This window comes from Roseibium marinum, assembly GCF_002906165.1.
In the GTDB taxonomy this organism is placed as follows: domain Bacteria; phylum Pseudomonadota; class Alphaproteobacteria; order Rhizobiales; family Stappiaceae; genus Roseibium; species Roseibium marinum.
On record NZ_PPCN01000011.1, the window covers coordinates 97,130 to 119,703 of the forward strand.

The 22,574-nt window shown below is 60.6% G+C and carries 20 protein-coding genes; 6 read left to right on the forward strand and 14 right to left on the reverse strand.

Annotated elements, in window-relative coordinates; genetic code table 11:
- Positions 1-27 precede the first annotated feature (27 nt).
- The 3 genes from CLV41_RS21285 to CLV41_RS21295 all read right to left on the reverse strand — a co-directional run bounded on the left by CLV41_RS21285 (position 28) and on the right by CLV41_RS21295 (position 4,150).
- A complete protein-coding gene (locus tag CLV41_RS21285) occupies positions 28-1,881 on the reverse strand; it encodes an ABCB family ABC transporter ATP-binding protein/permease (protein WP_328590052.1) in 1,854 nt (617 codons plus the stop codon).
- Positions 1,882-2,023: 142 nt separating this feature from the next.
- Positions 2,024-2,416 (reverse strand): ArsR/SmtB family transcription factor, encoded by a 393-nt coding sequence (locus tag CLV41_RS21290; RefSeq protein ID WP_208987652.1) that lies wholly within the window; start codon positions 2,414-2,416, stop codon positions 2,024-2,026.
- Between the two features lie 240 nt (positions 2,417-2,656).
- Entirely contained in the window at positions 2,657-4,150 is a 1,494-nt protein-coding gene (locus CLV41_RS21295) for a LysM peptidoglycan-binding domain-containing protein (RefSeq protein WP_103224491.1), read from the reverse strand.
- A gap of 214 nt (positions 4,151-4,364) precedes the next feature.
- On the opposite strand from CLV41_RS21295, the gene CLV41_RS21300 reads away from it, so the two are divergent.
- The gene (locus tag CLV41_RS21300) at positions 4,365-4,982 is read left to right on the forward strand and encodes an LOG family protein (protein WP_103224492.1); all 618 of its coding nucleotides are present in this window, start codon (positions 4,365-4,367) and stop codon (positions 4,980-4,982) included.
- A 182-nt stretch (positions 4,983-5,164) separates the two neighbouring features.
- Here the strand turns inward: CLV41_RS21300 and rarD are convergent, their stop codons facing one another.
- The 6 genes from rarD to cysS form a co-directional block, all read right to left on the reverse strand.
- Positions 5,165-6,109 carry an EamA family transporter RarD gene (gene rarD, locus CLV41_RS21305; RefSeq protein WP_103224493.1) on the reverse strand — a complete coding sequence of 315 codons (945 nt, stop codon included), beginning with the start codon at positions 6,107-6,109 and terminating at the stop codon, positions 5,165-5,167.
- Between the two features lie 132 nt (positions 6,110-6,241).
- The gene (cimA, locus tag CLV41_RS21310) at positions 6,242-7,837 is read right to left on the reverse strand and encodes a citramalate synthase (RefSeq protein ID WP_103224494.1); all 1,596 of its coding nucleotides are present in this window, start codon (positions 7,835-7,837) and stop codon (positions 6,242-6,244) included.
- A gap of 68 nt (positions 7,838-7,905) precedes the next feature.
- Entirely contained in the window at positions 7,906-8,403 is a 498-nt protein-coding gene (locus CLV41_RS21315) for a GFA family protein (protein WP_103224495.1), read from the reverse strand.
- Entirely contained in the window at positions 8,400-8,894 is a 495-nt protein-coding gene (locus CLV41_RS21320) for a GFA family protein (RefSeq protein ID WP_103224496.1), read from the reverse strand. Before CLV41_RS21320 ends, CLV41_RS21315 begins: the two co-directional genes overlap by 4 nt.
- On the reverse strand, positions 8,894-9,379 hold the full coding sequence (locus CLV41_RS21325; RefSeq protein ID WP_328590050.1) for an endonuclease domain-containing protein: 486 nt from the start codon (positions 9,377-9,379) through the stop codon (positions 8,894-8,896). Before CLV41_RS21325 ends, CLV41_RS21320 begins: the two co-directional genes overlap by 1 nt.
- A 179-nt stretch (positions 9,380-9,558) precedes the next feature.
- The gene (gene cysS, locus CLV41_RS21330) at positions 9,559-10,974 is read right to left on the reverse strand and encodes a cysteine--tRNA ligase (protein WP_103224498.1); all 1,416 of its coding nucleotides are present in this window, start codon (positions 10,972-10,974) and stop codon (positions 9,559-9,561) included.
- 332 nt (positions 10,975-11,306) lie between these two features.
- Here cysS and CLV41_RS21335 point away from each other — a divergent pair, with 332 nt between their 5' ends.
- From CLV41_RS21335 to CLV41_RS21345, 3 genes are all read left to right on the forward strand, one after another.
- Positions 11,307-12,920 carry a L,D-transpeptidase family protein gene (locus CLV41_RS21335; protein WP_208987653.1) on the forward strand — a complete coding sequence of 538 codons (1,614 nt, stop codon included), beginning with the start codon at positions 11,307-11,309 and terminating at the stop codon, positions 12,918-12,920.
- Positions 12,921-13,061: 141 nt separating this feature from the next.
- Positions 13,062-13,250 (forward strand): sugar transporter, encoded by a 189-nt coding sequence (locus CLV41_RS21340; protein ID WP_103224500.1) that lies wholly within the window; start codon positions 13,062-13,064, stop codon positions 13,248-13,250.
- A gap of 178 nt (positions 13,251-13,428) precedes the next feature.
- The gene (locus tag CLV41_RS21345) at positions 13,429-13,770 is read left to right on the forward strand and encodes an ArsR/SmtB family transcription factor (RefSeq protein ID WP_103224501.1); all 342 of its coding nucleotides are present in this window, start codon (positions 13,429-13,431) and stop codon (positions 13,768-13,770) included.
- Between the two features lie 32 nt (positions 13,771-13,802).
- On the opposite strand, the gene CLV41_RS21350 is transcribed toward CLV41_RS21345, so the two are convergent.
- Entirely contained in the window at positions 13,803-14,318 is a 516-nt protein-coding gene (locus CLV41_RS21350; RefSeq protein ID WP_103224502.1) for a CreA family protein, read from the reverse strand.
- Between the two features lie 136 nt (positions 14,319-14,454).
- Positions 14,455-15,744: an MBL fold metallo-hydrolase gene (locus tag CLV41_RS21355; protein WP_208987654.1), complete on the reverse strand. Its 1,290-nt coding sequence runs from the start codon at positions 15,742-15,744 to the stop codon at positions 14,455-14,457.
- Between the two features lie 345 nt (positions 15,745-16,089).
- Between CLV41_RS21355 and CLV41_RS21360 the strand changes: the two genes are divergently transcribed.
- On the forward strand, positions 16,090-16,590 hold the full coding sequence (locus CLV41_RS21360; RefSeq protein WP_103224503.1) for a MarR family winged helix-turn-helix transcriptional regulator: 501 nt from the start codon (positions 16,090-16,092) through the stop codon (positions 16,588-16,590).
- A gap of 190 nt (positions 16,591-16,780) precedes the next feature.
- Complete coding sequence (locus tag CLV41_RS21365; RefSeq protein ID WP_103224504.1) at positions 16,781-18,151, forward strand: DUF2865 domain-containing protein; 1,371 nt, start codon at positions 16,781-16,783, stop codon at positions 18,149-18,151.
- Here the strand turns inward: CLV41_RS21365 and gltX are convergent.
- Genes gltX through CLV41_RS21380 form a run of 3 tightly spaced genes read right to left on the reverse strand, consistent with a single transcriptional unit; the run spans position 18,114 to position 22,446 of the window.
- Positions 18,114-19,475: a glutamate--tRNA ligase gene (gltX, locus tag CLV41_RS21370; RefSeq protein WP_103224505.1), complete on the reverse strand. Its 1,362-nt coding sequence runs from the start codon at positions 19,473-19,475 to the stop codon at positions 18,114-18,116. The two genes, CLV41_RS21365 and gltX, sit on opposite strands and share 38 nt — an antisense overlap.
- A 44-nt stretch (positions 19,476-19,519) precedes the next feature.
- A complete protein-coding gene (locus CLV41_RS21375) occupies positions 19,520-20,746 on the reverse strand; it encodes an MFS transporter (protein WP_103224506.1) in 1,227 nt (408 codons plus the stop codon).
- A 32-nt stretch (positions 20,747-20,778) separates the two neighbouring features.
- Entirely contained in the window at positions 20,779-22,446 is a 1,668-nt protein-coding gene (locus CLV41_RS21380) for an NAD+ synthase (protein ID WP_103224507.1), read from the reverse strand.
- Positions 22,447-22,574 lie beyond the last annotated feature (128 nt).

Sequence of the window (22,574 nt, forward strand, 5' to 3'; positions counted from 1 at the left end):
ACTCCAACCGGACAGATCCTGACGGCTCTATTTTGCCGGAACGTAGTCCGCCGTCTGACCGCGCGTGACGATGCCGAGCTCGTCGTTTTCCCGCGCCGCCCGCAGCCGCTCCTCGGCTTCGTCCGCCTCACGCTGGCGCGCCCACATGGAGGCGTAGAGCCCGCCGCTGTCCAGCAGCTCCGTATGGGTTCCCCGCTCGGCGATCCGGCCGGCTTCCAGCACGATGATCTGATCGGCATTGACCACCGTCGACAGCCGGTGGGCGATGACGAGTGTCGTGCGGTTCTGGGAAACCTCGTCCAACGCGGACTGGATTTCGCGCTCCGTATGGGTATCGAGCGCCGAAGTCGCCTCGTCCAGGATCAGGATCGGCGGAGACTTCAGGATCGTACGGGCAATCGCCACGCGCTGCTTCTCGCCGCCGGAAAGTTTCAGGCCGCGTTCACCGACTTCCGACGCATAGCCCTTGGGCAGTTTTTCGATGAAGTCGTGGATCTGCGCCATACGGGCCGCTTCCCGGACTTCCTCGTCGCTCGCAGCCGGACGCCCGTAGCGGATGTTATAGGCAATGGTGTCGTTGAAGAGCACCGTATCCTGCGGCACCATGCCGATGGCGTGGCGCACGCTTTCCTGCGTGACGTCGCGCAAATCCTGCCCGTCGATCTCAACCGACCCGCCGGTCACGTCATAAAACCGGAACAGCAGCCGGGAGATGGTCGACTTGCCTGCTCCGGACGGGCCGACGATCGCGATGGTCCGGCCGGCCGGCACTTCGAAGTCGATCCCCTTCAGGATCGGCCGGTCGGGATCGTAGTGAAAGCGGACGTCCTTGAAGGAGATCGTGCCTTCGACCGCCTTGAGCGGAACGGCGTCCGGCTTGTCGCTGATTTCGGTGGGAACCAGCAGCAGATCGAACATGGATTCCATGTCCGCGAGCCCTTGCCGGATTTCCCGGTAGAGGAAGCCGATGAAGTTCAACGGAATGGAGATCTGCATCAGCAGCGCATTGATCAGGACGAAGTCGCCGATATCCTGTTCGCCCGCCAGAACCGCCCGGGCCGACAGCCCCATGCAGGCCGCCATGCCGAAGCCGAGAATCACCGATTGGCCGAGGTTGAGCCAGGCGAGCGACGTCCAGGTTTTGGTGGCCGCGCTCTCGTATTTCGCCATGGATTCATCGAAGCGCCGCGCTTCCATCTTTTCATTGCCGAAATATTTGACCGTCTCGAAATTCAACAGGCTGTCGATGGCCTTGGAGTTGGCGTCCGTGTCGCTGTCGTTCATCTCACGCCGGATTTCGATCCGCCAGTTCGAGCATTTGATCGTGAACCAGACATAGGCAACGATCATCACGGCGACGATGATGACGTAGTAAAAGCCGAACTGATACCAGATCACCGCAGCCATAAGGGCGAATTCCAGGACGGTGGGGATGCCGTTCAGGATGGTGAAGCGGACGATGGATTCAATGCCCTTGACACCGCGCTCGATGACACGGCTGAGCCCGCCGGTCCGCCGGGCAAGATGAAAACGAAGCGACAGTTCGTGCAGATGGCGGAAGGTCAGGAACGCGAGCTGGCGCACAGCGTGCTGTCCGACCCGGGCAAACAGCGCATCGCGCAGCTGGTTGAAGGCGACAGCCAGAACGCGGGCAGCATTGTAGGCAAGGACAAGCATGACCGGTGCGACGAGAAAGGCCGGCAGATTTGGCGTCCCTTCCCCGGTCAGGGCATCGGTCGCCCAGGCGAAAAAGTAGGGAGAGAGCACCGTCACGAACTTGGCGATCACAAGGGCAAAGATGGCCAGCAGGACCCGTTGTTTCAGGTCGGGACGCTCCGACGGCCAGATATAGGGCCACAGATTGGTCAGCGTTGTCAGTATGCTGCCTTCATCGGCACTGACCGCCTTGACCGGGGCCTGTTTTGGATGGCTGCCTGATGCCGCGGCCGATGGCTTTCGCGGCGAGGTGGCTGATGGGTCTGTCACATGAATTCTCCGGACTGCCGGGGCAGCCTGTAAATCTCTATTTTCTGTTGGAACCGAACGGTTCATCCGCCTGAAGCCCGGCGGACTCCACGGCATTGAGACGGGACCAGAACTCGTTCGAGCTCTGCTCCGCCTGACGCAGCTTGTCCCGGTTCAAAAGATAGTGGCAATTGCGCCCGCGGGTATCGCAGGACAGGAGACCGGCGTCCTTGAGCACCTGCAGATGCTGGGAAACGGTCGACTGGGCGAGCGGCAGGTGGCTCACGATTTCCCCGCAACAGGCATCGGTCTGCCTGGCAAGCTGTCTGATGATCGCAAGACGCGCCGGATGGCCCAAGGCACGGAAAATGGCTGCGAGTTCCTCGCAACTCGACATTTCCTCCCTGGACGCCACGCATCCGGTTTCCGACGGCGATCCCGCCCCGCTCATTTCTCAGCTCCTTCGAAGAAACCCATATCATCTGCTTTCACGCGATGCCGCACGACAGCGGGAAAGCCGGTTTTGTGGTTGGTCAGGGCAACCTGCGGACAGCGACGCGCGCACAGGAAACCCGGAAATGTCTTATCGGTGATATGCGATGAAACACCCCTAAAACAAGGGGTGTGACAAAAAGGACAGAAAACCGGATGTGGTTTCCTGTCCTTTTTCTTTGAAAAGTCCAGCCTGAAATCAGCCGTTGTCGGCCGGCGGTTTTGGCCAGTTCAGATCCCCTTCCGGCGTCAGGAACACCTGTCCGGGATAGATGAGGTCCGGATCGCGAATCTGATCCTGGTTGGCCTGGTAGATGGTGGAGTAGCGAACTCCGTCGCCATAAAGACGGCGGGAGATCCGCCAGAGATTGTCGCCCTTGCGGATGATGACCACCGGCAGGGATTTGCGGACGTCAGCCCCCTGGTCTGCGCTGCCGCCGCTGGCGCCGGTCGCGACCACCTTGGTGAGGACGATCTGCTTGTCCTGTTCCTTTTCAAAGGTCACGGCCGCGCGGGCATGCACCGAATTGCCGTCTTCTCCGATCAGGTCGGCACGGACTTCCACATTCCCTTCGGCAACGTTCTTGGTGCCCTGCACAAGCCATTTTCCGCTGGGATCGACCTTGGCTTCACCCTGGAAGTCTTCGCCGACATAGACGCGGACGGAAGACCCGGGTGCACCCGTCCCGGCGACGTAAACCTTGTCTTTTTCCGATTCGACCGCTTCGACCGTAACGGTCGGGGCTGCCGTATCCGCATCACCGGCCGATCCGCTTTTCACGGTAACCGCTGGTAACGGGCTCTTTTCACCGTCGGCGGTCTCAAGCGCGCTCTTCGAACCGGCAGCAGGCTCATCAGGCGCCGTTGCCGCGGCAAGTTCCGTCCCTGCGCCGTCATCATCCGTTGCCGGACCGGAGGTTGCGGGTGCGGAAGCCTGCCGATCCGGTACAGCGGGCCTGGTTTCCCCGGTTGCCGGTTCCGCCGAAGCTATCACCGTTTCCGATGCTCCGGTTTCCGTCTCCTCCGGCTTCGCCATGACCCCGGCCACCTGTTCTTCGCCCGCGGCAGGAGCATTTCCGGTCCGGGCGACGTCCTGCCCGGCATCCGGTTTCTGTAGAATGTCGGACGGGCCTTCCGGCGAGTTCAGGACAACGAGCGGCTGTTCGTTTCCGCCTTCCGGCAGGGAAACCGCAATGCGCTGCTCGGATTGCGCGATGGGAGTTCCCTTCTCGTCATGGATTTCCAGTCCGACGTCATAATCGCCGGGTTTCAGCGGTGCGTCGAGAATGATGGTCCACTCTCCCGCTTCATTGGCGATACTCTTCCCGACGACTTTTCCATTGGCAGTCAGCGCGACTATGGCACCGGCTTCAGAGCGGCCGGCAACAACGGTCTCGCCGGTCGGTTCGACACCGACCACGTCGAAGCTCGGCCCCTTCACGGCTGCCTTGTCAACGGCCTGATCCTGAGGATCTGCCGTCGCTGTTTGACCGGCCTGATCCGCGAGCGGCTGGGTATCGCCGACAGCTGCCTGATCCTGCGCCGGGCTGTCGGTCGCCGCTGGCGTGGAAACGGTCTCGGCGGGCGTCTGGAACGGCAGGCGGCCGGTCTCGTGATAAACATACCCCGCCACCGCCGCTGCCGCGGCCGGCACCGCTACGATCAAACTCCAGATCAGTGTCTGCTTGTTCATTGTTCATCCCATCAGAAAAGCGGAAGGATACTCCGGCGCTTTCCTGAAACTGTCCCCTTCAGCGCGAAGCGACTGGTGCCGCCGTCGCATAATTCCATCAGGTTTCATGCATAGCCGCCTTTTAAAGGCGCGGCAAGAAATCCTGCTTGAAGACCAGGGTCCGCCGAACAGAATGCTTGACGTTTCACCCGTCACGATGCCACATCTTTGAGTCATGAATACGGTCTCTCAAAATCAACTCAAAAGCGTATGTGTGTATTGCGGATCCAGCTTCGGTTCGGATTCCTCACATGAGGCGGCTGCGATCTGGCTGGGTCAGCTCATAGCGGAAGCGGGCCTGCGTCTGGTCTATGGCGGAGGGTCTGTCGGTCTGATGGGCACGGTCGCGAATTCCGCACTGGAAGCGGGCGGAGCCGTCACGGGCATCATTCCGCATTTCCTGGAAAAGCGGGAAGTCATGCTGGAGTCCCTTGACGATCTGATCGTCACAAAGGACATGCACGAGCGTAAGCATCTGATGTTCCAGAAGTCGGATGCCTTTATCGCCCTGCCCGGCGGTATCGGAACGCTTGAGGAAGCCGTGGAGATGATGACCTGGGCGCAACTTGGTCAGCATCGCAAACCGGTCGCGCTCGCCAATATCAACGGCTTCTGGTCACCGCTGCTTGAACTTTTCGATCACATGCGGGCGCAGGGCTATATTCGGCCGGAAACCGAAGTGCCCTATCTGGTCGCCAATCGGATCGAGGATATCCTGCCGATGCTGCGCCGGTCGCTTTCAGGTGAACCTCAGGAAATCTCCACCGACTTTGTCTCCGTTTCGGATCTTTAGGGTCTGTGGACAATTAGGTTTGGGTCGCGGCGCGAGCCGGATTTCGGTGTCCGAACAGGAGGAAAGTCCGCAGTGGTGCCGCCCACCACAAGGACTTTCCGACGCAGTCGGGACCGAAATCCGCCGCGTCTCGAAGAGATTTGGATGCAAAACCTCGACCAAATCCTTAGTGTCCACAGACCCTAGAGCACTTTTTCCGGCAGCGTCACGCCCTTCCGCAGGCTTTTCCGGTAACGCCGCCAGCTGTCATAGGTGAAAACCGCCAGCGCGGCCCAGATCATGACAAAGCCGATCAGCCTGGTTTGATCCAGCGGTTCGCCCCAGACATAGACGGCCATCAGGAAATGCAGGGATGGCGCAAGATATTGCATCAGCCCGAGCATGAAGAGCGGCACCCTGCGGGCAGCCGAGGAAAACAAGATCAGCGGCAGAGCCGTGACAATGCCGGTTCCCGCAAGCGCCGCCAGAACCGGCAGGTCGTTGAGGACGAGGGCATCCACTCCCCAGCTCAGGTTCAACAGAATGTAGACCCCGGCCAGAGGAAACAGCAGCAGTGTTTCGACAAACAGGCCGGGCGTTGCCTTGACCGGCGTGACCTTGCGGACATAGCCATAGCCGGCGAAGGAAAACGCCAGGACAAGCGATACCCACGGCAAGCCGCCAGCCAGAATAGCCTGCAGGATCACAGCCAGCACAGCGATCGCGACCGCAATCCCCTGCCCGCGCGACAGTTTCTCGTGCAGCACCGCCAGCCCGACCACAATGCTCACCAGCGGATTGATGAAGTATCCGAGCGAAACATCAAGCACCTGGTTGTTGGCAATCGCCCAGACGAACACCAGCCAGTTCACCGCGATGAAGGTAGCCGAGGCACTCAGTGCCATGAGCACCTTCGGCTGGCGGAAGACCTCCCGCACTTCCTGCCATCGGCCGCGCAGGTAAAGATACAGCCCGACGAACAGCACCGACCACAATATCCGGTGGGAGACGACGAGATCCGCCGGAACCGTCTCCGTCAGCTTGTAGTAGGCCGGAAGAAAGCCCCACATGGCATAGGCCGCCAGGCCGAACAGGAGACCTTGGCGCAAATCGGCCTGCGCGTCGGTGTCGGGCACCGTCTGCGACATGAAATCTGCCTTTCTGGATCAACCTTCGCAAATCCGTCCGGAACCGGTTAGACGTACGAAGGTTGACCTAATTTCAGGTGGTTACGCAGCCCTCGTCCGTTCTGACATCAAGCTGCACTTGTGCGTTTCGCCTCAGGCGGGGTTCGCCTTCAGCAGCGCGAATGTGATGGAGTCCACCAGTGCCTGGAAGGAGGCATCGACGATATTGGAGGAGACCCCGATCGTGAACCATCGGCGATGGGTCTTCGTATCTTGGCTTTCGATCAGGACGCGCGTGACGGCGCCGGTGCCGCCATTGAGGATACGCACCTTGTAGTCGATCAGCTCCAGACCTTCGATGGCGGACTGGTATTTGCCCAGGTCCTTGCGCAAGGCCATGTCGAGCGCATTGACCGGGCCGTTGCCTTCGGCGACCGACATCCGGGTCTCGCCGTCGATATCGACCTTTACCACGGCTTCCGAAACGGTGAGCAGATCTCCGATGGCATTGAACCTGCGTTCCACCATCACGCGGAAGGAATTGACTTCAAAGAACCGCGGCACATCGCCCAGTACCTTTCGGGCAAGCAATTCGAACGAGGCATCGGCCGCCTCATAGGCATAGCCTTCCGCCTCACGATCCTTGACCTTCGCCAGAAGCCTGTCCAGCCGTGGATCGGCCTTGTCGACCTTGATGCCCACCCGGGCGAGTTCGCCGATCAGATTGCTCTTGCCGGCCTGATCGGAGACCAGCACGCGGCGCTGGTTGCCGACGCTTTCCGGCGTGACATGCTCATAGGTCTGCGGATCCTTCAGGATCGCGGACGCATGAATTCCGGCCTTGGTGGCAAATGCGGTCTCGCCGACATAAGGCGCCTGCCTTGCTGGCGACCGGTTCAGGACTTCGTCGAAGGCATGCGAGATCGAGGTGATTTCCTTGAGCTGGTCGTCACTGACGCCGGTCTCGAACCGGTCCGCGAAGGCGGCTTTCAGCTTGAGTGTCGGGATCAGCGTGATCAGGTTGGCATTGCCGCAGCGCTCACCGAGACCGTTCAGGGTTCCCTGAATCTGCCGGACGCCGGCGTCGACAGCCGCCAGCGAGTTGGCCACCGCATGACTGGTGTCGTCATGGGTGTGAATGCCGAGATGCGAGCCGGGAACGACGTCCTGCACCTTGGTGACGATGTCGAAGATCTCGTCCGGCAACGTGCCGCCATTGGTGTCGCAAAGCACGACCCAGCGGGCGCCTGCCTGATAGGCGGCGCGCACGCAGCCGAGCGCATAGTCCGGATTGGCTTTGTAACCGTCGAAGAAATGCTCGCAGTCGATCATCGCTTCCTTGCCGGCGGCAACCGCGGCGGACACCGTGTCCGCGATGGAATCCAGATTTTCCTCGTTGCTGCAGCCCAGCGCGACACGGACATGGTAATCCCACGCCTTGGCCACGAAACAGCAGGCATCGGAGCTGCTGGACAGGATGTCCTGGAGACCGGGATCGTTGGCTGCCGAACGTCCCGCCCGCTTGGTCATGCCGAAGGCCGTGAAGACCGCCTTTTCCGTCCGCTTCCTGCTGAAAAATTCCGTATCGGTCGGGTTGGCGCCGGGATATCCGCCCTCGATGTAATCGACCCCCAGACGCTCCAGAAGTTCCGCGACGACGATCTTTTCATTGACCGAAAAATCGACGCCGCTGGTCTGCGCGCCGTCGCGCAGCGTTGTGTCGAAAAGGTAGAGACGTTCCTTGCTCATGGGCGTTTCCTGCCTGGATCGAACCGCATTGCCGCGAAAGCGCAACGCAACCGATCCTTTTTGTCCTGTTATCCGTTTTCCGTTTCGCCGGGGTGAACCGGCGGCCAGGTTTCCGTGTCGTGATCGGGATGCTGGTTTGAAACGATGGCTGCCAGAAAGGCCTCCGCCTCGTAGTCCTCTTGCGTGGTGCGGGCCGGGATGTCGGCCATGTGGTCGGTATAGGGAAGCTTGCCTTCCACCCCATACTGGATGACCGGTGCAATCGCACCCGGATCGTCAAAAGCGCCAATCGCGATCGCGATGCCGTCCGGCGCTTCATAGGTCAGCGGCGTGCCGCACTCCGGGCAGAAGCCGCGAGCGCCCATATTGGAACTCTGGAACCGCTTCGGCTCGGCCCGCGTCCAGGTGAGATCCGTCTCGTTCACGACGCTGACCAATGGAGCGTAAAAACCGCCGAAGGCCTTCTGGCACATGCGGCAATGGCAGATCGATGCCTGGCCAAGCTTTCCGGAAACGCGGAACCGCACCGCGCCGCACTGGCATCCGCCTGTGTGAACCTCGCTCATATAGCTTCACAGCTCCAGTTTTCCGTGTCGTGGTCGGGATGCTGCCGGTTCGTCGTCGCCACATCCTTGATTCCGCCCGGCAGGTCGTCCCGACTGGAAGGGGTTTCCCGCAACGAGAAGAGACCGGCATAGAACGGCACCCGCCCCTCGACACCGGACTGTTCGACCGGGGTCACGGCCGCGACGTCATCAAGGCTGCCGTGAGTGAAGGCGATATAGTCGTCCCCGACCGTCTCGAAGGACAGCGGCGTGCCGCAATTTCCGCAAAACCCGCGCCGGACGGGTTTTGAGGAATGGAACCAGGAAGGTTCTCCGCGGGTCCAATGAAATTCGTCTTTCGCCGCACCGATCAGCGGCAGGAAGAAGTTTCCCGATGCCTTCTGGCACATGCGGCAATGGCACAAATGCGGGTAGCCGACTTCTCCCGTCACCCTGTAGCGCACGGCACCGCATTGGCAGCCGCCGGTAAGTTCGCTCAACTTGTCCGCCATCAAAAATGCTCCTTGCGGCAGGCATCCAGGATTTTCCGGCAGACACCGTCGAGATCGGTCACGACCTCCGTATTCCAGAACCGCAGAACCGTCCAGCCGAGGGAACGGAGCGTTCGGTCTCGCCGTTCATCGCTGGCTCGACCTTGAATTTCACCGTGCCGGGAACCGTCCAACTCAACGATCAAACGATGGGTTGGCGCTGCGAAATCCACGATGTATCCGGCGATTGGCATCTGACGTCGAAAGGCAAGCCCTTCAAGCCGGTGACCTCCGATAACTTGCCAAAGCTTTTTCTCCGCTTCCGTCATATCCGAACGGAGTTTCCGTGCGTTGCTTCTGAGACTTTGGGGGATCTTCTGATGTGGCATCGGGCAGGCTCTTTTTTGTATCCCGAAGACAGCGTGTGGAACCGAGGCTGTATACCCCCCTCTACCCGCCAAGGCGGGCATCTCCCCCGCAAGGGGGGAGACTGGAGTTTGCCGCATTCGCCCGGTGAAATTTAATTCATTCGATGTGAGAAGACCTTGCGAACGGCCACGCTGCCACAGTCCACCGAGGACTTTGTGAGCACAGCGGCCCGGCAGACGCCCCTCTCCCCCCTTGCGGGGCAGATGTCCCCGCAGGAGACAGAGGGGGGTATGTGGCCTATCCGCCAGAACGACCCTCACCTCTTGACCTCCCAGGTAGTCACCCGCTCGCCGGTTTCTGAGTCTTTTGAATCCTTTAGGAGGATACCCTGAGATGTCAGATCATCCCGGATCCGGTCGGCTTCCGCCCAGTTTTTGTTTCCGAGCGCTGCCAGACGGGCCGCGACGGATGCTTCAACCGCCGCCGTGTCGATGCCCGACAGGTCGGCCTTGACCGGCGAGAGTCCAAGCAAAGCCGCCGAGGCGGAATAGACCGCCAGCTTTTGCGGGTCCTTTGCCGCTTCGCCGGCCAGGGCGTGCAGGGACTGGATGGCGACGGTGGTATTCAGGTCATCGCAAAGCGCCGCGACGATTTCCGGCGCGGGCCCGGCCTGCGTTGCCACCGGTTCCGGCCACTTGGCCAGAAGGTTCTCCGCTTCTTCCAGCTTGCGCACCGAAAAGTCGATCGGTTCGCGGTAGTTGGTCATCACCATGGCAAGCCGCAACACTTCGCCCGGCCATTTGCGGCCGCCGAAATTTTCCGTTTCCAGCAGTTCCTGTATGGTGAAGAAATTGCCCTCCGATTTGGACATCTTCCTGCCTTCGACCTGCAGAAAACCGTTATGGAGCCAATAGTTGGCCATGGTTTGCGTCCCATGCGCGCAGCGGGACTGGGCGATCTCGTTTTCATGGTGCGGGAAGATCAGGTCCAGGCCCCCGCCGTGGATGTCGAACACCTTGCCCAAGTGATGCTCGCTCATGACCGAGCACTCGATATGCCAGCCCGGGCGCCCGCGGCCCCAGGGGCTCTGCCAGCCCGGTTCGTCTCCCGAAGACAGTTTCCACAAGACGAAATCACCCGGATTTTTCTTGTGCGCATCGACGGCGATACGGGCGCCCGCCATCTGTTCGTCCAGCTTGCGTTTGGAAAGTCCGCCGTAGTCCGGCATGGAGGCCGTATCGAAGAGCACCTCCCCGCCCGCTTCATAGGCGTGACCTTTTTCAATCAGCACCGCGATCATGTCGATCATGCCGCCGATATGGCCGGTCGCCCGCGGTTCGAAACTCGGCTCCAGAACAGCCAGCGCCGCGATGTCCTTGTGGAACTGGTCAGCGGTTTTCTTCGTCACACCGGCGATGGCTTCATTCAGCGGCAGATCCGGGAAGTCCCTGAGCGCCCGCGCGTTGATCTTGTCGTCGACGTCGGTGATGTTGCGCACATAAGTGACATGGTCCGCGCCATAGAGATGCCGCAACAGGCGGAAAAGCACGTCGAAGACGATGACGGGCCGGGCATTGCCGATATGCGCGAAATCGTAGACCGTCGGCCCGCAGACATAAAGACGCACGTTTTCATCATCGATCGCCCGGAAGTCTTCCTTGCGGCGCGTCAATGTGTTGGTGAGCCTCAAACCCTTGAAAGTGCCGGATGACCCGGTCTCGGCGGCGCTCATGTCAAACGGTCTCCTGGCCGGCTGGCCGGGCGGTCCGTCTCAGGGGAAATTTTGCCATGAGGGATCGGCCACAGCCAGCGGTGTCGCTAGCTGCAAATAATGGTGATCGAAATGATGTTCCGTGTGGCCGTCATCATGGCCACTTTATGGACCGGAAGACGGAAGCCGGTCAAGACCGCAATTGCCGGCAAATGCTGAAAGCCGCCAACGCGGCGTTGGCGGCCGGCACGACTTCGACTAGTCTTCTGCACGTGGGAATCAGAGGGGGCTTTCCCGTGAAATGCATTCGTTCGTTCCGTTCTTTATCTTCTGCTTTGCTGTTGGTGTCCGTTGTGGCTCTTTCTCCGGCGCTGACCGCCGGTTTCGCGCAGGCACAGTCCGCAGCGCCCGAGGCTTCGGGGGCCGAAACGGCTGCGCCACCGGCTGCCGGTGAGCCGCAAACACCGATCGCGGAAGCGATTCAGGCCGCCATATCCACGGATATCCCGGACGGGCTGGCGCGTTACTACGGCAACAGGGCTTTCGCCCCTGTGTGGTTCGATCAGAACGGCTTGAGCGAAAAGGCGCATCTGGTGATCGCCGCGATGGCCGCGGCCAACGACCATGCGCTCAATCCTAACAACTACGGCCCGCTGGACCTGGTTCAATTGTCGGAGACGGCACGAACACCCGATGAGTGGGCCCAGTTCGATCTTCAGCTTTCCGTTCAGTTCCTGCGCTATGCCACCCACCTGTCCTCCGGCCGTGTGCAGCCCAACAGGGTCAATCAGGCGCTCAATCTCTTTCCCGACCGGCCGGAGCCGGAAACGCTGTTTGAAACGGCGGAAAAAGCTGCCGATTTCAGTGCGTTTCTTGAAAGCCTCGTTCCCCGGTCCGACAATTACGCCAGGCTGAAGCGGCGGCTTGCCCAATACAGAAAAAAGGCGGCCGAGGGCGGGTTCACGCCAGTCCCGGACGGCGACGTCCTCAAACCCGGCATGAGCGACCCGCGCGTCGCCGTGTTGCGGACCCGGCTGATGGAAGAGGATATTCCGGGCGCCGGAGATCACACCGGCGAGGTCTATGACGGCGCGCTGGTCGAGGCGGTGAAGGTCTTTCAGGACTATCATGGCCTGGAAACCGACGGTGTCATCGGCAAGAACACGCTGGAGCGCATCAATATTCCCATCCAGGAAAAGCTCATCCAGATGGAGCTCAACATGGAGCGGCGACGCTGGATGCGCGATGACCTTGGAGACTTCTATGTCTTCGTCAATCTTGCCGACCAGAACCTGAAGGTGGTGCGCGACGGCAAGACCGTCCACACGACCCGGGTCGTTGTCGGCAAGCCTTATCATGCGACCCCGGTCTTTTCCGACCGCCTGGAATACGTGGAAATAAACCCCTTCTGGAACGTGCCCTATTCCATCGCGACAAAGGAATATCTTCCGAAGCTGAAGAAAAATCCGTCAGCGCTGAGCGCGCAGAACATCCGGATCTTCGAGAACGAACGGGAAGTTCCCGCCACTCAGGTAGCCTGGAACAGCTATTCGGGAGGCAATTTCCCCTTCCGGCTGCGCCAGGACCCGGGAAACGGCAACGCCCTTGGCCGTGTCAAATTCATGTTCCCCAACAAGTTCAACATCTACATCCACGACACACCGTCGAAATCCCTGTTCTCACGATCCGAACGGGCGTTCAGCCACGGCTGCATCAGGGTTCTCGATCCCTTTGCGCTTGCCGATGTTCTGTTGCAAGACGTCAATTCCACTCCCGGATACTGGGAACAGGTGCGCGACAGCGGAGAGCGGCAGGTCGTAAAGTCGCAAACGCCCATCGAGGTTCACCTGACATATCTGACCGCCTGGATGAACAAGGACGGTTCCACCCATTTCAGAAAGGACATCTACGGGCGTGACAAAGTTCTGCTGGACGCCCTCAGAACGGCTATGACGCAGAACCTATGATCGCTATAACAGATTGATTATTATCATATTTTCAATTTGTTTAGATAACTGAACGCAAGCTGAACGGGCCACTCAGCATGGGTTCAAGGCAGCGCCGGTAATCTCCGGGCAATCGAAACGGATTGCCTTCAGGAGACGACCATGTTGAACCGCCTTTTTGTCCTCATCTTCCTCGCCATCGTTCTGGCAGGACCGTTCGCGGCAATTATCGCGATCACCGACGGCACCAAGGCGTTCGGCCAGGAAATGCAGCAGAAAAGCCTGTGCCTCATGTCCGGTACGGGCTGCGGCAACGGAAACATCATTGTCACCGCCGCGAGCCGGATATAAAAGCAGCAGCAGATCAACTTTTCCGCTTTCATACGGAATGATGTGAAATCAGAAAAGTTGATCGGTTTTAAAGTGCTCAAGCATCTTGTCCGCCTAAGGGTACGGACCGCAGGGTGCTCCAGAGCGGGAACGGTTGCTCCTGCTTGCAGTTTACCGGCATGTTTGGCAAGGTTGCTCCATGGATTATGACTTGCTTGAAGAGAAGGCGGAATCCGCTGCGGAGTTCTTGAAGATGATGGCGTCCGCTCCGCGCCTTCTCCTGATGTGCCTCGTTCTGGAAGAAGAGCGCAGCGTCGGTGAACTTGCGGAAAAGACGGGCCTGCGCATGCCGACGGTTTCCCAGCAGCTCGCCCTCTTGCGCGCGCAGGGACTGGTGACGACCCGCCGGGAAGGCACCACCATTTACTACAGACTTGCCAGCGAAGCTGTCAAAGACATCATGGCGATGCTCTACAAGCATTTCTGCGCCGGTTCGGATCTGCCCGTCGCGCAACATCTGGAAAGCCTGGAAGCGAAGTGATCCGCGTTGCGGCGCCGGATTCAGTTCCCGTCTCAGTCGGTGAGGAAATCACCGCATTTCGGCGGCATCTGGTCGCCCCAGGGCATCAGCGGAACGGTTGAAGTCGAATTTTTCGGACTGCCCTCGATCAGCTTGTCGGAATAGACCAGATAGACCAGAACGTTGCGTTTGATGTCGCAGCCCCGCACGATCCGCATCTTCTTGAAGACGAAAGACCGGCGCTGGCGGAACATTTCCTCGCCCTGTTCGAACTTCTCCTTGATGGTAACCGGCCCCACCTGGCGGCAGGCGAGCGAGACGTCGGAGACTTCCTCGGCAACGCCAAGCCAGCCGGTAACACCACCTTTTTCAGGAACCGTGAAATGACAGGCAACGCCATCGACAATCGGGTCGTCGATCGCGTAGGTAGCCAGCTTGTGGTCCGGTGTCAGGAGTTTCCAGACGGTCGATTTCTTGAAGATCAGATCGGGTTCATCGGCGGCAAGAGCAGCGCCCGCCCCCTGAACGCACAGTACAAGAGCAAGAGCGATTGCGGTCAGGAAACGCATTGGGACCTCCGGGTGTGAATCGAGTGACATGTGGGGTTCGCCATCGGGCGATCAAGCAAGGCCGTCAAATAAATCAAAACGCGCGCCGAGACGGCGCGCGCATACGGAAATTACACAAAACGGTTGCCGCAGCCTGTCAGCGGGCGTTTTCCAGAACCTTTTCCGTGTCTTCCCCGGCCGTATCCTCGGGCTGCGCGGCTTCGCCATCCTCGTCTTCCGCCCCGGCGATGTCTTGCGCGGAAAGATCCGGACCACCCTCTTCGTCCGCCTGTTCCAGGGAGGCGGCGAAATCGCTGTCGGCAACCAGCTCGCGCTTGCCGTCTCCAGCGTCTGCCTCGTTCGCGGCGTCTTCCGCCTCCAGGTCAGATACAGGCTCAGGCTCGGTATCCGCGGCCGTTTCAGCAGCGTCCCCGGCGGACAGGGCGATGGAGGAAAAGCCACCCAGGGCATCTTCCAGATCCGCCAGGCGCTCCCGCGTCCACACCTGGGGCTGATCCAGTCCGAGCGCTTCGTCATAAGCCCGGGCAAGGCTGAGAGGCAGATTGAATTCAAAACCGGTCATGGATCCAAAGCGTGGCTCCAGCGCATCCTTCACAGCCAGAAAAGTATCCTTCAGGCCGAGGCTCTGGACGACGCAGGCAGCAGCGGCATCGTGCAGGGTTGTGACGAAATCCCGCGTGGTCTCGATGGCCTTGGCAACGGCGGAAGCGCCGATCGCCGGGCGTCCGCGGCCGGGCATGAGGGACGTGGGCCGGAAGGCGGAAATTCGGTCAAGGGCGCGCGGCCAGTCGGCCAGATGCGCGTCGCCGCAGAAGGGTACCGCCGATTTCTGGACCAGATCGCCCGCGAACAGGACCCCGCGGGCCGGCACCCAGACCACAAGGTCTCCCATGGTGTGTCCACGGCCGAGATGCATCAGCCTGACGTCCAGTCCTCCAAGATCGATCGTCATGGAGGACGCGATGGTCATCGTCGGTCCGACGATACCGGCATTTTCAGGCAGTCCCTCAAAAAGAGCCGGCATGCGTTGCCTTGAGACGCGGATCTCCTCACTGCCCCGCGTGTCCATCATCCGCCGGGTCAGATCGGAGGCGACAATCTCCCCCGGTTCGAAAGCCAGGGCACCTAGACAGCTGTCTGAATGAAAATGGGTCAGAACCACCTGTTTGACGGGTTTATCCGTGAGGTCGCGAATTTTCTGGAGAACCTTTTCCGCCAGTTGGGGCGTTGCCTGACCGTCAACGACCAGCACCGCCTTTTCGCCGATGATCACGCCGGTATTGGAACATCCGTCCGCGCTGTAGGCGTAACAGCCGCGTCCGAGTTCCTCGAACCGCCCGTTTTCACCAGGCACAGTGCCGGACTTGTTGTTGATCTCTACCATAGCGGTCTCGCTTTCCTGCCGGCTGACGGTCTGACTTCTCATGCTTTTCATCCGGAAAAACGTCTTTTACTGTTGACTGCAGCGTCTCAGTTTCCATCCCTGATTCGCAAACTTTCATTCTCCAATTCGTTAACTAATCCTTTCTTATCAACAGATAGGTCAGCTTAAATCGCAGCTTTTCGACTATATACGCTCAAGCTCTCCGTCAACCTTGCTTGCATTACCGCGTTTTTACCGAAGCAGCGCTGGTTGTCTTTTCCGATTTGTTCAGTTGGTTATACTTGCTAGTTATCGAACGTGGCCGGATGACGGCAACTTTATCTGCCGGTCCTGACGCGCGTCCGGTATGACAGCGCATAACGAAATTTCCGAGGCAGCTTCCAACTCATGTCCGAAGACCCCGTTCCCCCCCTCGATCAGACCTGCGGCGAGGACGAAATCCGGCCGGTTCTGAAGCTCAACAGGTTCCTGCCCTACCGGCTCAACCACCTTGCGGAGACCGTCAGCCGCTCCTTTTCGAAAATCTATGCCGGCAAATACGGCATAGGCGTTCCCGAATGGCGGGTGGTCGCCACCCTCGGCGAGCATCACGCCATGACCGCGCGCGACATCAGCCAGGCAACCGCCATGCACAAGACCAAGGTGAGCCGCGCGGTGGCAGCGCTCGAACAACGCGGGCTGATCGTGCGTGGCAGAAACCCTGACGATCAGCGCGAGCAAATGCTGAAGCTCAGCCCCGAGGGCTGTGCCATGTATGAGGAACTGATCCCGGAAGCCCTGGTCTATTCCGCAAAACTGCAGAATGCCCTCACCGAGGAGCAGAAAGCGCTTCTTGACGACATCTTCGAACGCCTGCTCACCGCGGCCAGTTCCACCCCGCGTGAATAGGCATTCTTTCGGATGCCGGTATTAACCGAACGTCAGAGCTTTCATTGCTATTGATAGGGGTAACAGCGATAGTGAAGCCGACGGCCCGGGTCATCTTTCAGAGCGTTAGTTCATCTTGTCCGCGTTCATCTGAATGCGTGGATGCATCAGGGCCGGTCCGGCGCAAGGCAATGCGCTGCAGGGGAAGGGTATGTGGTTTCGCAGCACCGTCTGGTCTGGTGATTTCGTGCGTGCACTTGTCGTGTGCGCGGCATTCCTGTTGCCCTTGAACACTGCCGCCGCCGCCAGCTGTTCCGGTCTGAAGGCCGAATTGCGGCGGCTGGAGTCCGGTTCCGCTTCCAGTTCACCCGCTGCCAGGAAATGGACGACCGCCCGGAGCCAGCAGCAAAAGGCGATCACGGCGGCTGAGCGCGATGCCCGATATTTAGGCTGCGCGAGCGCGGCGACACCCAACTGCCAGAGCCTCAACGGCAAGATCAGGCGCATGAAGGCCAATCTGTCCGCGATCGAGCGTCAGCTTGCCAAGGCTGGCGGCGGCTCTTCGGGCAATGCCAAACGGTTGAGACAGGTCCGCTCGCAACTTGCCGGACAGAATTGCAACGCGCCCGCCTCCGCCCGGCAGGCACAGGCCGAGCAAACCGGCGATCAGGACAAACCTCGCTCCCTGCTGTCGCGTCTTTTCAATCCCCGCTCCCAGCCGGAGCAACGCTCAAAAGCGACAGTGGACCTTGCCTCCGCCAGATCGGGAGACCGGGAAATCGCCGCTGTGCGTGCGCAGAAAAACAGCGGGGCGTCGCGTGTACGTCTTCCCTCCGGCGGCACCTTCCGCACTCTTTGCGTGCGCACCTGCGACGGCTATTTCTTCCCGCTGAGCTTTTCGGCGGGTAAGGACCAGTTCGGCTATGACGAAGCCCGCTGTTCGGAAATCTGCCCGGCTGCGCAGACCGAGCTTTATGTCTACCGCAACCCGGGAGGCGACCAGTCGCAGATGATATCTCTGGCCGGGGCGCTCTATTCGGAACAACCCTATGCCGACCGCTACAAATCGGAATTCGTGGAAGGCTGCAGTTGCCGTCCGACACGTCAGTCCCGCATGCGCTCCGACTGGACGGAGCTGACCTCCGGATCCGGCGACCGCGTGTTCTTTGCCGATATCAGCGCCGGACTGCCGAGGAGAACCCTGCAGCCGCCCCGCGGCGGAACGTTCGAGGACAACGCCGACACGCCCTCCCCCTTGTCGCGACCGCCGCTGCGAAGAGCGCAATTGCCGTCCCATGAAGACCCCGACACCCTGATCAATCTGGAAAAGGGTTTTGACGTCACTGTCCCCTTGCACCAGGCCGCCGTAAGGCTGTCCCCCGATCAGGACCGGCCCACCGGCCCGTCGGTAACCGTGAACGGGTTGCCACTGCTGTCCGTGCGAGCGCTGGCAGGAGACGGTGCCGCGATGGATTCCCCGTTGGCTCCGGTGTTCAAAAGCAACGATACGGGTTTCCGTCCGGCCCCCGGGGAAAAGGCATCCGTCAGGGTAGTCGGTCCAGAATATTTTGTCGCCCAATAAGGGGCAGCAGCGCTTTCATGTCCGGTCCGTGATCCATTCCGGTCAAGGCACGCCGCAGCGGCATGAACAAGCCGCGGCCCTTGCGTCCGGTTTCCGACTTCAGCGCCGCCGTCCACAGACCCCAGGTGTCCGGAGTGATCTCCCCTTCCGGCAGCAGCTGCCCGGCCTTGGCGACAAACTCCCTGTCCTCGTCCTCGACCCGGCTTTCGACCGGTCCGGTAACGACCTTCCAGTACTCGAGGGCATCCCCGACCGTCTGGCAGTTGCCGCGCACCGTCTCCCAGAAGTTCGCGTCCGCCGCGATACCGAGCCCCGCCAGCCTGTCTTTCACCGCCTCGTAAGGCAAATCGTGGACCAGACGGGCGTTGAGGTTCCGCAACTCGTCAGGATCGAATTTCGCCAAGGATCTCGAAACGCTTGAAAGGTCAAATTTTTCCATGAGGGCGTCCATGGTCGCAACAGGTTCGACGGCCTGGCTTGTTCCCGTCAGTACGGCAAGCGAGGCCACCGCCATCGCTTCCAGGCCTTCGTCCCGCAGGGAGCCGATCGACAGTGCGCCCTTGCGCTTCGACAACCCTTCCCCGTCCCGCGTCGTCAGCAGATTGTGGTGGCCGAAAACCGGCGCGGCGGCGCCGAGCACCTCGAAAATCGCGATCTGGACACCCGTGTTCGACACATGATCCTCGCCGCGGATGATGTGGGTGACGCCCATGTCGATGTCATCGACAATCGATGTGAAGGTATAAAGATATGTGCCGTCCGCGCGGATGAGAACCGGATCGGAGAGCGACGCCAGATCCACCGCCTGCGTGCCGCGGCAAAGGTCGTCCCAGGACACCTCCGTGCGCCGAGTCCGCAACGGATCGCCGTCGTGATTGGGGAGCAGGAACCGCCAATGCGGCTTGCGGCCCTCCGCCTCGAAAGCGGCTCTCTCTTCCGCTGTCAACTTGAGCCCGGTGCGGTCGTAAACGGGCGGACGGCCCATCGCGCGCTGGCGCGAGCGGCGGCGTTCCAGTTCGTCCGGCGTCTCGTAACAGGGATAAAGCAGCCCCGCGTCCTTCAGCTTCTGCGCGGCGGCATCATAGCTGGCGACGCGCTCCGACTGGCGTTCGACAAGATCCGGCTCGATGCCCAGCCAGCGCAGGTCCCGCTCGATCGACTCGACATACTCCTGCCTGGAGCGTTCCAGGTCGGTATCGTCAAAGCGCAGGATGAACCGCCCGCCCGCCTTTTTGGCGAACAGCCAGTTGAACAACGCGGGACGGCTATTGCCGATATGGATGTGGCCGGTCGGCGACGGCGCGAAACGTACGATGACAGTCATGGCGTTTGAGTTAGCCGGGGATCGTCCGCACGGCAACCCCAAACTCATTCCGGTTTCAAGATTGTTTCCCTTTCCCTGTACGCCCGGGCCACCAGCGCCAGCACGGCACAGAAGATGAGGCAGTAGAGACCCATTGCCCTGACCTGCATATCGAAAGGCACGCCGATGTCGATCAGCCAGCCGACCAGTCCGGGTCCGGCAGCGGAGGCGAACACCATGACGGAGAAGGCGCTGGCGCGAATGGCACCCATGTGGCGCGTTCCGTAGACCTCCGGCCAGAACGAGCTGACAAGCGTGCTGTTGAAGCCGTTGGAAATCCCGATGAGCCCCATGAAGATGAACGCCGACAGAGGCGCATGGTACTGCGCCAGCACGAGGCAGGCCAGCGACAGTGGTATCAGCGTGAAAGGCAGCAGCCGGCGGGCGGAAAAGCGGTCGATCAGCGGTCCGACCACCAGCGACGTGCAGACGACGCCGGCAGCCATCCCCAGGAAGGCGCTGGCAAACACCTCCAAGGACCAGCCGCGCAGGTTGACCAGATAGACCTGGTGGAAAAAGATCGCCGTGCCGATGAAGGCCGGCGCATTGATGCCGCAGGACACCAGCCAGAAACGCGAATCGCGAAGCGTTTCATTGCGCGTCCATTGCCGCCCTTCCGCCTTGATGGAGGCGATCTCCGTCGCACTCGGCACCCGGTCCCTGGCAAGCAGGACCATGAGCACGGGCAGCGCCGCCAGAAGCAGGACCAGGGCGGCGACCGTCCACGCCCCTCGCCAGCCTAAAATGCCGGCGAGGGTCACGAAGCACAGCGGAAACAGGGCTTCGGCGGTCGGCAGCCCGAGGAGCGCGATGGAGAGCGCCCGGCCGCGCCGCGCGGAAAACCAGCGCCCGGCCGCCGTGACCGCGGTATGGGTCATCATGCCCTGCCCGCACAGGCGCAGCCCGTAGTAGGACAAGGCGATCATCCAGACGGAAAAGGTGCTCGCCATGGCGAAACAGAACAGGGCCAGGGTGGTCATCACCACGGCCGCGATCGTGCGCACCGGAAAGTGGTCGACGCTCTTGCCGACGTAAGGCAGCGTCAGCGCGCTGCCGAGCGTCGCCAGCATGTAGAGCAGACCCAGATCGCCGTGGCTGAGCGCGAACTCCGCCCGCAGGTCGCCCGCCGAAAGCGAAATGAAAAACGTCTGACCGAAGCCGGAAAACATCGCGAGCAGATAGCTGGCAGACAGCCAGCGCGCATTCTCGCGCAGGAATTTGAAATAGGTCATGGGGCCTGCATTGACAGGAGCCCCGGATCGCGTCAGCTGCGGTCGCGGAACCGGTTGGTGATGGGATAGCGGCGGTCCTTGCCGAAATTCCGTTCAGTGATCTTGACGCCGGGAGGGGCTTGCCGGCGCTTGTATTCTGCAATGTAAAGGAGGTGTTCGATCCGATGGATCAACGCGCGGTCATGACCGCGTTTTTCAATCTCGCCAACCGACATTTCCTCCTCGACAAGACAGTCCAGGATATCGTCGAGAACGTCATAAGGCGGAAGGGAATCCTGATCTGTCTGGTTTTCGCGGAGTTCGGCGGTCGGAACCTTGGTGATGATATTGGTTGGGGTTACCTCCCCCGCCGGCCCCAGCAGGCCCTTCGGACGGTTGGCGTTACGCCAGGCCGCCAGATGGTAGACCTGGGTCTTGTAGAGATCCTTGATCGGATTGTAGCCGCCGTTCATGTCGCCATACAGCGTTGCGTAGCCGACCGACATTTCCGATTTGTTGCCGGTGGTCACAACCATCCATCCGAACTTGTTGGAAACCGCCATCAGGATAACGCCACGCGTGCGCGATTGCAGGTTTTCCTCCGTCGTATCCTCCTTAGTGCCCTTGAAGAGGTCGCTCAATACATTGCGGAACCCCTCGACCGGTTCCGCAATCGGAACCGTGTCGTAACGGATACCGAGGGCGGAGGCGCATGCGGCGGCATCCTCGATGCTCTCTTCGGAGGTATAGCGGTAAGGCAGCATGATCGCGTGGACCTTGTCGGCTCCAAGAGCATCGACCGCCATGGCCGCGCAGATCGCGGAATCGATCCCGCCGGACAGTCCGAGAACAACGCCTGGAAACCCGTTCTTGTTCACGTAATCGCCGAGACCCAGGACACAGGCTCGCCAGTTCGCCTCATCGAGACCGGGCAGCGGCTCGGTGACGCCGTTCTCGCAGATCCAGGTTTCCCCGGCGCGTGTCCAGTCGGTGATGGCGAGCGCCGGTTCGAATTGCGGCATCTGGAAGGCCAGCGACCGGTCTCCCTGAAGGGCGAAGGAGCCGCCATCGAACACCAGTTCGTCCTGACCGCCAAGCTGATTGCAATAGACCAGCGGCAGCCCGGTCTGGACCACGCGGGCGACGACCACCTGCAGGCGCTCCTCGGCCCGGTTTTGCCAGTAAGGCGATCCATTGGGGACCAGCAGAATTTCCGCGCCGGTTTCCTCAAGGCACTCGCAGACCTCGTCGTTCCAGATGTCCTCGCAGATCGGCAGACCTATGCGCACGCCGCGGAAATCGACGGGTCCCGGCAAGGGGCCGGCGGCAAACACGCGCTTTTCGTCAAAGACGCTGTAATTGGGCAGGTCGTATTTGTAGCGAACCGCCCTGATTTCCCCCTGGTCGAGAAGAAGCGCGGCGTTGTAGACCTTGCCGTCATCGCCCTTCCAGGGCGTACCGATCACCAGCCCCGGACCGCCGTCGGCGGTCTCCTTCGCCAAGGCGTGTGCCGCATCCATACAGCGACGGACAAAGGCGGGTTTCAGCACCAGATCCTCTGGCAGGTAGCCGGCAAGAATGAGTTCGGAGGCAAGCACCAGATCGGCGCCTTTCGCAGCGGCCTCGACGCGCGCCTCGCGCACCAGATTGGCATTTCCATCGACATCGCCGACAGTCGGATTGAGCTGTGCGACCGCCAGTCTGAATCGATCTGAAATCATGGGAGCATTTCCAGGAAGTGTCATGTCTTCATGATGTAGCCGCAAGGCCTGACCGTTGCAATCACCCAGGCTTGCAGAATGCTGGCTCACTTCCAAGTCGTTCAACTTTCAGACAGCCAATCGGTTCG

Coding starts and splice junctions, on each gene's coding strand:
- CLV41_RS21290 (WP_208987652.1), bottom strand. CDS start 2,416: ATGAGCGGGGCGGGATCGCCGTCGGAAACCGGATGCGTGGCGTCCAGG.
- CLV41_RS21295 (WP_103224491.1), bottom strand. CDS start 4,150: ATGAACAAGCAGACACTGATCTGGAGTTTGATCGTAGCGGTGCCGGCC.
- CLV41_RS21300 (WP_103224492.1), top strand. CDS start 4,365: ATGAATACGGTCTCTCAAAATCAACTCAAAAGCGTATGTGTGTATTGC.
- rarD (WP_103224493.1), bottom strand. CDS start 6,109: ATGTCGCAGACGGTGCCCGACACCGACGCGCAGGCCGATTTGCGCCAA.
- cimA (WP_103224494.1), bottom strand. CDS start 7,837: ATGAGCAAGGAACGTCTCTACCTTTTCGACACAACGCTGCGCGACGGC.
- CLV41_RS21315 (WP_103224495.1), bottom strand. CDS start 8,403: ATGAGCGAGGTTCACACAGGCGGATGCCAGTGCGGCGCGGTGCGGTTC.
- CLV41_RS21320 (WP_103224496.1), bottom strand. CDS start 8,894: ATGGCGGACAAGTTGAGCGAACTTACCGGCGGCTGCCAATGCGGTGCC.
- CLV41_RS21325 (WP_328590050.1), bottom strand. CDS start 9,379: ATGCGGCAAACTCCAGTCTCCCCCCTTGCGGGGGAGATGCCCGCCTTG.
- cysS (WP_103224498.1), bottom strand. CDS start 10,974: ATGAGCGCCGCCGAGACCGGGTCATCCGGCACTTTCAAGGGTTTGAGG.
- CLV41_RS21340 (WP_103224500.1), top strand. CDS start 13,062: ATGTTGAACCGCCTTTTTGTCCTCATCTTCCTCGCCATCGTTCTGGCA.
- CLV41_RS21345 (WP_103224501.1), top strand. CDS start 13,429: ATGGATTATGACTTGCTTGAAGAGAAGGCGGAATCCGCTGCGGAGTTC.
- CLV41_RS21350 (WP_103224502.1), bottom strand. CDS start 14,318: ATGCGTTTCCTGACCGCAATCGCTCTTGCTCTTGTACTGTGCGTTCAG.
- CLV41_RS21355 (WP_208987654.1), bottom strand. CDS start 15,744: ATGAGAAGTCAGACCGTCAGCCGGCAGGAAAGCGAGACCGCTATGGTA.
- CLV41_RS21360 (WP_103224503.1), top strand. CDS start 16,090: ATGTCCGAAGACCCCGTTCCCCCCCTCGATCAGACCTGCGGCGAGGAC.
- CLV41_RS21365 (WP_103224504.1), top strand. CDS start 16,781: ATGTGGTTTCGCAGCACCGTCTGGTCTGGTGATTTCGTGCGTGCACTT.
- gltX (WP_103224505.1), bottom strand. CDS start 19,475: ATGACTGTCATCGTACGTTTCGCGCCGTCGCCGACCGGCCACATCCAT.
- CLV41_RS21375 (WP_103224506.1), bottom strand. CDS start 20,746: ATGACCTATTTCAAATTCCTGCGCGAGAATGCGCGCTGGCTGTCTGCC.
- CLV41_RS21380 (WP_103224507.1), bottom strand. CDS start 22,446: ATGATTTCAGATCGATTCAGACTGGCGGTCGCACAGCTCAATCCGACT.